Origin of the sequence: Streptococcus sp. FSL E2-3494 (genome assembly GCF_038007085.1) — a bacterium.
GTDB classification, from domain to species: domain Bacteria; phylum Bacillota; class Bacilli; order Lactobacillales; family Streptococcaceae; genus Streptococcus; species Streptococcus thermophilus.
Genome location: NZ_JBBOWN010000001.1, coordinates 852,385 through 864,060 on the forward strand (window position 1 = coordinate 852,385; position 11,676 = coordinate 864,060).

An 11,676-nucleotide genomic window follows, 5' to 3' on the forward strand; every position below is an offset into this window, starting at 1 on the left:
ATATGGAAATAATAGCGCCCTATCGAGTGTCTCAGAGACAGAATCATTTTACATCTCATCAACAGGGAGAAATAAAAAAATTAAACAAAGAGGGAAAAAGGGTCATTAACTTAGGACGAGGTAATCCTGATCAACCGACCTTTCAACCCATCGTTGAAGAATTTTTAAAGGCTTCAGTTAAGGTGAAAAATCAGGGCTATCCTCCATATGGAGGTAAGGACAGTTTAAAAGAAGCAATTATTTCTTTTTATAAATCTGAGTATGATGTTGAACTTAGTAATGACGAAGTGATGATATTTAGTGGTTTGCTTGTGGCATTAACTGCTTTACCAATGGTTCTGGCGAATCCTGAAGATATCGTTTTAACACCGAATCCAGCATTTTTTGGATATGATGCGGGAATTAAGATGGCTGGAGCCGTTAATTATCCTCTCCCTTTAACTATTGAAAATAATTTTCTACCTCAATATTCATCTATTCCTAAAGAAATCCTAGAGAAATCAAAATTACTTTTTTTAAATTATCCCAATAACCCAACTGGTGCTGGAGCAAATGACGAATTCTTTAAGGAAACTGTAGCCTTTGCTAAAGAGAATAATCTTGTTGTTTCTCATGATTTTGCTTATTCGGATATTAGCTTTTCAGGAAAATCTCCTAGTTTTCTGCAGGCTCCCGGAGCTAAAGAAGTAGGAATAGAAATCTATACACTTTCTAAGACCTTTAACATGGCGGGCTTTGGGATTGCTTTTGCAGTCGGAAACAAAGAGGTTATTTCTCTTCTAAAAGGCTATATTAGGGCTTCTGTTGGAGGAACGTTTGGATCGGTTCAGGATGCTTCGACATATGCACTTTTATATTCAGAGAAGGAACGTGGGCAACTTCAAAAGTTGTATAAGGAAAGACGAGATCTTGTTTTAAGTCTGTTGGAAGAACATAATATTGATGTTATAAAATCAGAAGGAACTTTTTTCATTTGGATTAAACTACCTAAAACAATAGATGATATTACTTTTGTGGAAGAGTTTCTTACAAAGGAACAAGTAGCTTTGATTCCGGGTTCTACTTTTGGAGAATTTGGTAAGGGATACATCCGATTAAGTTTAGTATCAGATTTAAAAACGATTCAATTAGGAATTGAGAAGCTAATTGCTTTTCTAGAAAAGAAGAGAGTTATATGACAGTAACTGAAGATTTAGTTTTTCATCTCTTGAAAAGATATAAACCTTCCACTCATAATCAAAAACAACTTGAGATAGCCTACCTAGCATTTATTGATTATCTTGCTTGTTTATCAAAGGGCTTGGAAACTACAAAGAACCAAGCGTTTATTAAATCATTCGGTTTGCTAGGAGAGAAAAAAATCTGGTTTTCATCGTATTCAACGACTCCTGAGAGATTAGCTCTATTACAAGGTTATCTAGCACATTACGAAGACTTAGATGATGTTTTAGTAACTTATAGAGGACATCCAAGTGCAGTCATTTTCTCAGCTTTGCTTGCAGTTTCTGAGAATGATGTTCAGCTAAAAGATTTTCTCTGGTCCTATGTTCAAGGAGTTGAATTAGCTGGTAGACTGGGGCAACAATTTCAACCACAACATGTCAAAGAAGGTTGGCATGCGACAGCAACAATTGGGACTTTGGCAGCAACAGCAGCAATAGGAAGCTTAAAACAGTTATCGAGCGATTGTTTTTCGCAATTATTATCATTGGCCACAAGTCAAGCATCTGGTTTTCTATATCAAGAAGGAACTGATGGTAAACCATTGAATGCGGGTTTTGCAGCGAGAAATGCAGTGGTTGCTTATCAAATAATAAGGTCAGGCTTAAGTGCGTATGCGGATCCTTTTTCGTCTAAAAGAGGATGGAGTCAAACTATAATTGGTAAGGCATTAGATAGTAAGCAACTTCTAGAGAATTGGTTGCAACCTAGCCAGTTAGAAAAAGTGGGTCTTTGGTTTAAGAATTATCCTATCTGCTCAGCAGCAACAGCAGGTTTAGAAGCGGCTCAGAAAGCTTTTGAACTAAACCTATCTCTATCAGAAATTGAAAGTCTTGTTATTCATTTTACCGAGGATGGTGACAGAGCTTTAACACATCGTACTCCTCAAAATGGTATCGAGGGAAAATTTTCAATCGAGTATATTACTTGGTTGGGTTTGATAAAAGGTAAGGTTGACTATTCTGATTTCTCTGAAAACACTGTTGACCAAGCATTTCATCAGTTTCGAAATCTGATTACACGAAAAAATGATTTAAAAGCAAGCTCAGAAAAAAGGACTATTTGTTTAGAAATCATTACTAAAGAGGAGACTTACTCATTCTTAGTTGAGGATCCTAAAGGTTCACCAGCTAATCCTTTATTAGAAGATGACATTTTTGAGAAGGCTTCTCAGCTAAGTCATGGAAAATTAGATGTTCTATTTAAGATAAAAGAAAGAGAAACTTTAACACTGGGTGAAATCAAGAAATTACTTTCAGAAAGGTAAGATATGGAGAAAGTTAGTATAAAAGAGATTGAACAGCTCACAGAACTCTTTCACACAGCATATAGTAATAATGAAAAGCTAGGAATTCATTTCAAAGCTGCTACCATTAGTTCTGAGGAAGTTGAAGACCATTGGCTAGGGCAACCCATGTTTACTGAAAAGGCCGATGGAAAGATAGTGACAACAGCATCTCTAAGATTACCATGGTCTAAAAATCCTTCTCCCTTTGCTTTACCTCATCTTGGTTGGGTTGCGACCCATCCTGATTATCAAGGGAGGTCTTTGGCTAGGATGCTTATAGAAGAAGTAATTGACGAATTTGTTATTAAGAAATTGAGAGCACCTGCTATAACTTTGGGAACTGCACTTGAACACCCATGGCTTATCAAAGCTTATGAGAAGTTGGGCTTTGTTTACTTATCGGAAAAACAACTTTTTTCGGATCATAAGACTATATATATGATTAAGATATTGGATAAAAAAGCTCTTTTGAATGTTAATGATAAAGAATTACAAGATCTAATAAAGGAGAATGTTAATGAATTTTAGTTGGGAATATTTTTTTGAATTATTTGTAAAGTTACCAGCCTATATTCCAGTAACTATTTTTATAGCTCTTATTTCTATGATTTTAGCTATTCTAATTGGACTATTTATTACATGGTTGCAATTGTCTAAAAATAAGGTTTTGATATTTATCTCACAAGTTTATATTTCTCTCTTTAGGGGAATGCCAACGCTTGTTCAATTGTTCCTTATTTTTTATGGTTTGCCTCAACTATTTCCTGCTTTCAAAGGGATGTCGGCATTAACTGCTGCTTTAATTGGACTTGGGTTAAAAGAGGCTGCTTACTTGTCAGAAATATTTAGGGCGGCAATTAACTCTATTGATAAGGGACAAATCGAAGCTGGGGAAGCATTGAACATTCCTGCCTGGAAGGTGTTTCTCCATGTCATTCTTCCCCAAGCTACCCTAAATGCTCTTCCTGCAACAGGAAATACCTTTATTAGTTTGTTGAAAGAAACATCTTTGGCTTTTACATTAGGGATAACAGAGCTTTTTGGTAATGCTAAGATGATTGCTGGCGAATCGTTTCGTTATTTTGAAACCTATTTAGCAGTTGGTCTACTATATTGGATAATGATTGTAGTATATACATGGGTTCAAAAACAATTTGAAAAAGAATTAGAAATTCCGTATAGGAGGGATTTACATGACTCTTATTAGTTTGAAAGATCTAGATGTAACAATTGGTAAAAAACAAATTTTGAAAAATATTGACTTGGAAGTTGAAAAAGGTTCAGTTACTGTTTTTATCGGACCGAGTGGTTCTGGTAAAACAACCCTACTAAGAACTATTAATTTACTTCAAAAGCCCAGTCAAGGTATATTACGGATTTCTAATACAGAAGTTGATACTTCAAAATTGTCTAAGAATGCTATTCGAGAGATAAGACAATACTCAACAATGATCTTTCAGAGTTTTAACTTATTTAAAAATTTTACCGTACTAGAAAATGTGTATCGTCCTCTTATTCTAAACGGAAAATATAGTAAGTCAGAAGCTAAAGAAATTGCGCTACAAGCTTTAAAAGACGTTGGTCTTGAGAAATTTGTTTCACAATACCCTGCTACCCTATCTGGGGGTCAGCAGCAACGGGTGGCAATTGCGCGTGCGGTTGCTTTTCATCCAGAAGTTATTCTATTTGATGAACCTACGTCTTCACTAGATCCTGAGATGGTTGAAAGTGTTCTTCAAGTTATTGTAAATCTTGCGAAGAAGAATATTACAATGATCTTGGTAACACATGAAATGGAGTTTGCAAGAAAAATTGCAGATAAGGCTGTCTTTATAGAAAATGGTGAAATCCTAACTCAAGGAGATGCTAAGATTTTACTATCTAATGAGGGTAGTCATGATAGGGTACGTTCTTTTGTAAACTCACTGTACAGAGGCACACCAGAAAGTGCAGAATTGTAAGGAGATTCTATGACGAGTGTTTTAGATTCCATATTATTGCAAAATAATTTTTCAACTCCAGCTATACGTTCTATATGGAGTGATGATAATAAAATTTCAAAACAATTGGCTGTTGAAGCTGCTTTAGCGAAGATTGAAGGTGATTTAGGCATCATTCCAAAATCAGCAGCTGATAAAATTGTGAAAAAAGCCAAGGTAGATAACTTTGATTTTCTTTCTCTACAAAAAGAAAGTGCTGAGAAACGTCATTCATTGATTGCTCTCATTCATGCTTTGCAAGAAGAGGTTGGAGGAAAAGAAGGTGAGTTTGTTCATTATGGTGTCACTACCCAAGATATAGTGGATACTGGTATAATGTTGCAAACTAAAGAAGCCTATAATATCATTTTGGATCATACAAAAGACCTTATTTCTACTCTAGCAAAATTAACCAAAGAACATCGTTCGACACTTATGATAGGTCGGACACATGGTATACATGCTATTCCAATCACTTTTGGCTTCAAATTGTCAATCTGGTTGGATGAACTCTTACGAAGTCAACGAAGGTTGAAGCAATTGCTTGAGAATGATGTTTTCGTAGGTAGTATCAGTGGTGCGGTTGGTTCTTATGCCTCATTTTTCGGTAGAGGAAGAGAAGTTGAGAAGGCAGTCTTAAAAGAGTTAGGCTTAGCTGTTCCTAACATCTCTTGGCAACCTTCTCGAGATCGTTTTTCTGAATTTGCAAGTGTTTTAGGTATTTTCTCAGGTACACTTGGGAAAATCGGTCGTGAGCTTTTTACATTGATGAAAACAGAAATTGATGAGGTACATGAGCCTTTTAAAAAAGGTGAAGTAGGATCATCAACCATGCCTCAAAAACGTAATCCTGCCCTTATTGAAGGGTTAGCGAGCCTGACACAACCGGTCTTTAAAGATGTTGATTTGATGTTTCAATCGCTTCTAATTGATGGTGAGCGGGATGCTATTCATTGGCGTAATGAATGGGTAGCTTTACCAGAAATTACAAGCTATCTTGATGCTCAAATCGTCAACGCAACTTATATTTTATCTGGATTGAAAGTTAATCAAGATAAGATGCTTGATAATTTAAATAAACAAGGAGCTCTCCCATATTCTGAGCGTATCATGTTTGAAGTGGGACTAAAACTCGGCAAACAGACTGCCCACGAAATTGTCTATCAGGCAGCAATGACTGCACTTGAAGAAAACAAAGACTTCATTGACTTGGTTTACTCAGATGAGAGGGTGAGGTTAAACTTCACAAAAGAAGATATATTATCTTGGGTAGATCCTAAAAATAATATTGGTGAATGTCTAGAAAAAGTGGATGAAGTTTTATCACAAGTAACTATTTAATTTATAAAGGAGATTATTATGAAAAAGAAATCAATTTTTGCTATTGTAGGTATTATTTTTATTGCTGTAATTGCATATTTTGGCTATCAAACTGCATCAGGTTCGAAAACGACCCAAACAGTCTCAAAATCTAGTTCAAATGAAAAGGTTCTACGTGTTGCCACAACAGGTGTAAGTTTCCCTGGTTCTTATAAAGATTCGAATGGTGATTTGACAGGTTTTGATGTAGAAATTGCTAGAGCAGTTGGCAAGAAAATCGGCTATAAAGTGGAGTTTATAACAACAAGTTTTGATGGACTGTTTGGTCTTTTGCAAAGTGGTAAAGTTGATGCGGTCGCAAGTAGTATCGCAATTACGGATGAACGCCAAAAATCTTACGATTTCACAACACCGTATGCAACCTTCCAATATGGTGTTGTCGTTAAAAAAGATTCTTCACTAACAAATATTAATGAGCTTGGGGGTCATACATTAGCAGCAACCGTTGGTTCAAACCAAATTAAAGTTGTTAATGCTTATGATCCATCTATTCAAATTCAAACCTTCGATGACCGTGAAGCAGCTTTGACAGGGGTAACGAATGGTCAAGTTGATGGTTACTCAAACTCTAAGACAATCTTATCAGCTATTATTAAACAAAAAAATCTAGATCTGAAGATTTTGGATGGTGAATTAGGACAAGAAAACATTGCCATTGCTTTCAATAAAGGAAAAAATAAAGACTTACGAGAAAAAGCGGATAAATCTGTGGAAGAGTTAATTAAAGATGGAACAGTCTCAAAACTTTCTAAAAAATACTTCTCAGGTATTGATGCCACTTATAAAAAATAACCCTCATCAAACAACGACCCAATGTCGTTGTTTTTTTCTCTCCAAGTCACCATAAGTGCGAAATCTCCCAAAAAGAGTTACACTTAAAGCGTGGAGATGCAAGTATCTAGTGAAGGGAGTGCTAAAAATGTCAAATCCAAATAATCATGTGATCTATCTTGCTGGTGGCTGTTTCTGGGGTGTGGAAGAGTACTTCTCTCGTGTGCCTGGTGTGTTAGATGCGGTTTCGGGTTATGCTAATGGTAGTAGTGAGACGACTCGTTATGAGCTCATCAGTCAGACGGGACATGCTGAGACTGTTCAGGTGACCTATGATGCTGGCAAGGTGACATTGCGAGAGATTCTGCTACATTTTTTCCGTATCATCAATCCTCTAAGCAAAAACAAACAGGGGAATGATGTGGGAACCCAGTACCGTACGGGTGTTTACTATACTGATGTAAATGACCTTCCAATCATCGAGAAAGTTTTCCAAGAAATGTCTGAGCAATACGGTCAGCCTTTGGCGGTTGAGTTGTTGCCACTTCAGCACTTTATTCCTGCTGAGGAATACCATCAGGACTATCTCAAGAAGAATCCTAATGGCTATTGCCATATTAATGTTAATCAAGCCGTTAACCCTGTTATTGATTCAAGTTCTTATCACAAGCCAAGTCAGGAGGAACTTAAAGTAAGTCTGAGTCCAGAAGCCTATGCTGTGACCCAAGAAAATAGAACAGAACGAGCCTTTACAAGCCCACTTTGGAATCATTTTGAACCAGGGATTTATGTTGATGTAGTGACCGGTGAGCCTCTCTTTTCATCTAGGGACAAGTTTTATTCAGCCTGTGGCTGGCCAAGTTTCTCTCGTCCTATTAGTCCCGAGGTTGCCAACTACAAAGAAGACCATTCTCACAATATGGATCGTATTGAGGTTCGTAGTCGTGTAGGAGATTCTCATCTTGGGCATGTCTTTCCAGATGGGCCAAGTGACAAGGGGGGGTTACGCTACTGTATCAATGGTGTAGCAACGCGATTTGTGCCTAAAGCTGATATGGAAAAAGAAGGCTATGCCTACTTACTTGACCAAGTAGATTGACTAGTCACGAGTTTTAAGAGATGTTTTTAGCAGAATCATGTCATAACTAAAGAGGTTGGAGTCCCTTGCTACCAACCTCTTTTGCATGTAAAAGAAATTAAGGAAAGCCTTTTAAATCTAACATAAAATATCACCTAACCTTTCAGGACAAAAATTGACCTTTTTCAATATTAAACATCTATGCTTTCATTAATGGATCCAGTTTGGCAATAAGCAGGAAAATCTGAATATAACTAATCACTCATAAAAGAAACTTTCTGTACATTGACAACAGTTTATTTGTTTTCAATATGAAGGAGGCTTTTTCTTTATTATCAAGTTTTGAGCAGAGAAAAAGCAGTCTAACTAGACTGTTTAAGGTATATTAATGATGTGATTCGTAGCGTTTGACGATTCTATTTAGGCGCCATTGGTAACAAAGACCACTGACGATAAGACTGGCAATCAGGCCAATCCAGTAACTATATGGACCCAGTCCAGCAACTTTTTCAAGAAGGTAACCAACAGGAAAGGTCAAGCCCCAGTAGGACAAGACACCGAGATAGAAAGGAACCTTGGTGTCCTTATAGCCACGCAGAATTCCTTGAAGTGGAGCCGCAAAGGCATCCGATACTTGAAAGAAGAGGCTATAGGTCATGAAAACGGTTGTCATTCTCAAAAACTCAGGTTCATGTCCATAGAGTTCAGCTAAATCATATCTCAAGAAATAGAGAAAGAACAAGGTAAAGCCAGCAAAAACTAAGGCAGTTAGACGTCCTAGTTTGCTATAGCTCTTAACCGCATCCATGCGTTTAGCTCCAAATTCATAAGAAATAATGATAGCCATTGCACTGGAAACACTGAGAGGAAAGGCATACGTGAGGTTTGAGAAATTCATGGCTGCCTGATGACTGGCAATGACTAGGGATGGATACTTGGCCATAACTAGACCAACGCCTGAGAAGATGGAGACCTCCGCAAAGACCGTTCCACCAATGGGGAGGCCTAGTTTCAGTGCATCAAGCAGAGCCGTCTTATCAAGGGGTTGGATTTTTTCAATCTGGTAGGGTTTAACCTTCTTATGCTTTCTGATAACTGCGATGGAAATAAGGAAAAGAGCCCAGTAAGCCAATGAAGTTCCCAGACCTGCTCCGGCTCCCCCCAACTCTGGTAGACCAGCGATGCCATAGATGAGGAGAAAATTGAAGAAACCATTTAGTGGTAGAAGCAAAAGCATGAGGTACATGGAAAGGCGCGTGAGGCCAAGCGCATCAAGGAAGGAGCGAACCACGCTAAAGAGCAGAAGGGGAATAATTCCAAGGCTCAAAAAGCGTAGGTAACCAAGGGCTACCTTTCTGACCACTGGTTCCAAACCTAAGTGTCCCAGAACTAAGGGTGCCCCCAGAAAAACGAGGGCAAAGAGGATCAGTGATAGACCTAAAGCCATATAGAGAAATTGATAGAAATCTGGAGCTACTCGATCCTTGCGACCTGCCCCTAGATGGTGCCCGATAATCGGAACCAAGGCAGAGACGATACCTGTTAAGAAGGTAAAAAAAGGACTCCATAAACTCGTTGCCATGGCTACACCCGCCAAGTGTAGGGCATCGTATTGACCAGTCATGGTAGTGTCCACAAAGGCTGCCGAGAAGTTGGCGAACTGATAGATTAGTATGGGCACAAAAATCTTGAAGAAAACAAGAAATCGCTCACGGAGAGAATGTGTTTCGTGCATTCTATTCTCCTTTCTAAATTAATTTTTCAAACATTTATATTTTTATTGTACTATAGATATGACTTGGATTCAATATGTTTTATTGCATGATAAAACACCTAAGTAAAGCGACTCAGGTGTTCTTGTGTTATTTTTCTTTTTTATTATGGTTCAAAATGGCACATTGAGGACGATGGCAAGTAAGCTTGCGACCACGATACCGTTTGAGAAGAACATTTGGAAAGCTGTTGGTAAACTGTTGAAGAGGTTGCTATTGTTAAGACCAACCCCTGCAGCGATTGATACCGCAGCAATCAAGAAGTTGTGTTCGTTGTTAGCAAAATCAACACGTGCCAAGATTTGCATCCCTTGAATAGAAACAAAACCGAACATGACTAGCATAGCACCACCAAGTACTGGGCTTGGGATGATTTGAGACAAGGCACCAAACTTAGGAAGGAGTCCGAGAAGAACAAGGAAGCCAGCTGTGTAGTAGATTGGCAAGCGTTTCTTAATGCCTGACAACTTCACAAGACCAACGTTTTGAGAGAAACCTGTGTATGGGAAGGTATTGAAGAGTCCACCAAGGAGAACAGCCATACCCTCAGCTCGGTAGCCGTTACGGAGGCGAGTGCTATCAATTGGGTCTTTGGTAATGTCAGAAAGCGCCAAGTAAACCCCGGTTGATTCAACCATTGACACAGTAGCGATGATACACATCATGATGATTGATGACAACTCCAATTTAGGCATTCCGAAGTAGAATGGTGTTGGCACATGGACAACAGGTGCCGCAGCTACCGGTGAGAAGTCAACTAAGCCCATGCTTGCTGCGATAACAGTACCTATAACCAAATCAATTAAGATTGAGATTGATTTGATAAATCCTTTGGTAAAAATATTAACCAAAAGGATGATAAGAATCGTTAGCTGCAAGGAAGAGGCTTTGACCAGTTGGTTTGTCAACATTGTTCCCCATATTTCCGATAGCGACAGGGATAAGGGTCAAACCAATAGTTGTGATGACCGATCCCGTAACGATGGAAGGGAAGAGGTTGGCAAATTTTGAAAAGACACCAGAAACAAAGATAACATAAATCCCTGAAATGATAAGGGCACCAAACATGGCACCGCTACCATGACTCTTACCAATCATAATGAGTGGAGCCACTGATTGGAAGGCAACTCCAAGCACAACTGGAAGACCAATACCGAAGTGTTTATTGAGTTGAAGTTGGAGGAAAGTTGCCACACCACACATGAAGATGTCAGTTGAAATCAAGTAGGTTAATTGATGAGCTGAGTAGCCCAAAGCTCCAGCAATCATGATTGGAACCAGATTGAGCCTGAGTACATGGCGAGTAAGTGTTGCAGTCCTAAGATTGCCACTTGTGAGTGTTTCTCTTTATTTTGCATTAGATGTCTGCCTCCTTAAATACGACCTGACCATTTTCGAAACGCTCCAAACGAGCAAGTGAAACAACTGGGTAGCCGGCTTCTTCCAAAAGAGCACGACCATCTTGGAAGGATTTCTCGATAACGATTCCGATAGCTTCGACGTGTGCGCCAGCCTCTTCAATGATTTGAATCAATCCTTTGGCAGCTTGGCCGTTAGCTAGGAAATCATCAACGATGAGAACCTTATCTTCAGGAGTGAGGAACTTGCTTGCGATAGAGACAGTACTAGTCACCTGTTTAGTGAAAGAGTAAACCTCAGCAGTGAGGATACCCTCATTCATGGTGATATTTTTAGCCTTCTTAGCAAAAATCATAGGGACATCTAAGGCTTCAGCTGCATAGAGGGCTGGTGCAATACCAGATGCTTCGATAGTCACCACCTTGGTGATGCCAGTATCCTTGAACTTTTTAGCAAATACCTTTCCAATTTCACGCATGAGCTCAAAGTCAACTTGGTGAGTTAAAAATAGTCAACTTTGAGGATAATTTTCCCAAGAACATTCCCATCATTGAGAATGCGGTCTTCCAGTAATTTCATATTACCTCCTATAAATTGAATAACAATGCTGTGCTTTGATTTATTTCAGAATCTATTGAGACTCTGACAAAAACCAAAACAATCGAATAATATAAAAAAGGCCTGCAAAGCAAGCCTTTAAAATCACAAAAAGACAGTGAAATCTTTCTATGACTAAATTAGCTTACTTATTGTTAGGTGTTACGGCACCTTGTAGAAACGTCACGCCCATTCGTGACATAAATAAGTAATGTTCTCATTGTTTGATGA

At 38.4% G+C, this 11,676-nt stretch carries 9 protein-coding genes, 2 pseudogenes and 1 riboswitch; of the genes and pseudogenes, 8 read left to right on the forward strand and 3 right to left on the reverse strand.

The window, feature by feature from the left end; translation table 11 throughout:
- The first annotated feature begins 2 nt into the window (after positions 1-2).
- The 8 genes from NST05_RS04485 to msrB all read left to right on the forward strand — a co-directional run bounded on the left by NST05_RS04485 (position 3) and on the right by msrB (position 7,738).
- Complete coding sequence (locus NST05_RS04485; RefSeq protein ID WP_023909783.1) at positions 3-1,178, forward strand: aminotransferase class I/II-fold pyridoxal phosphate-dependent enzyme; 1,176 nt, start codon at positions 3-5, stop codon at positions 1,176-1,178.
- Positions 1,175-2,488, forward strand: coding sequence for an MmgE/PrpD family protein (locus NST05_RS04490; protein WP_084828929.1), 1,314 nt, complete (start codon positions 1,175-1,177; stop codon positions 2,486-2,488). Before NST05_RS04485 ends, NST05_RS04490 begins: the two co-directional genes overlap by 4 nt.
- A 3-nt stretch (positions 2,489-2,491) precedes the next feature.
- Positions 2,492-3,037, forward strand: a complete 546-nt coding sequence (locus NST05_RS04495; RefSeq protein WP_002953238.1) for a GNAT family N-acetyltransferase — start codon at positions 2,492-2,494, stop codon at positions 3,035-3,037.
- Complete coding sequence (locus NST05_RS04500; RefSeq protein ID WP_002953237.1) at positions 3,027-3,716, forward strand: amino acid ABC transporter permease; 690 nt, start codon at positions 3,027-3,029, stop codon at positions 3,714-3,716. The genes NST05_RS04495 and NST05_RS04500 overlap by 11 nt, the downstream gene beginning before the upstream one ends.
- Positions 3,703-4,470, forward strand: coding sequence for an amino acid ABC transporter ATP-binding protein (locus NST05_RS04505; RefSeq protein WP_084828928.1), 768 nt, complete (start codon positions 3,703-3,705; stop codon positions 4,468-4,470). The genes NST05_RS04500 and NST05_RS04505 overlap by 14 nt, the downstream gene beginning before the upstream one ends.
- Before the next feature lie 9 nt (positions 4,471-4,479).
- Positions 4,480-5,829 carry an adenylosuccinate lyase gene (gene purB, locus NST05_RS04510; RefSeq protein ID WP_084828927.1) on the forward strand — a complete coding sequence of 450 codons (1,350 nt, stop codon included), beginning with the start codon at positions 4,480-4,482 and terminating at the stop codon, positions 5,827-5,829.
- A gap of 18 nt (positions 5,830-5,847) precedes the next feature.
- Complete coding sequence (locus tag NST05_RS04515; RefSeq protein ID WP_002953233.1) at positions 5,848-6,660, forward strand: amino acid ABC transporter substrate-binding protein; 813 nt, start codon at positions 5,848-5,850, stop codon at positions 6,658-6,660.
- 127 nt (positions 6,661-6,787) lie between these two features.
- Entirely contained in the window at positions 6,788-7,738 is a 951-nt protein-coding gene (msrB, locus tag NST05_RS04520) for a peptide-methionine (R)-S-oxide reductase MsrB (RefSeq protein ID WP_041827064.1), read from the forward strand.
- 364 nt (positions 7,739-8,102) lie between these two features.
- On the opposite strand, the gene NST05_RS04525 is transcribed toward msrB, so the two are convergent.
- The 3 genes and pseudogenes from NST05_RS04525 to NST05_RS04535 all read right to left on the reverse strand — a co-directional run bounded on the left by NST05_RS04525 (position 8,103) and on the right by NST05_RS04535 (position 11,427).
- Complete coding sequence (locus NST05_RS04525) at positions 8,103-9,452, reverse strand: MATE family efflux transporter (protein WP_014621757.1); 1,350 nt, start codon at positions 9,450-9,452, stop codon at positions 8,103-8,105.
- A gap of 127 nt (positions 9,453-9,579) precedes the next feature.
- Positions 9,580-10,847: pseudogene (locus NST05_RS04530) on the reverse strand (nucleobase:cation symporter-2 family protein).
- Positions 10,847-11,427, reverse strand: a pseudogene (locus tag NST05_RS04535) (xanthine phosphoribosyltransferase). Before NST05_RS04535 ends, NST05_RS04530 begins: the two co-directional pseudogenes overlap by 1 nt.
- A gap of 150 nt (positions 11,428-11,577) precedes the next feature.
- Positions 11,578-11,673, reverse strand: a riboswitch (purine riboswitch).
- Positions 11,674-11,676: the final 3 nt, after the last annotated feature.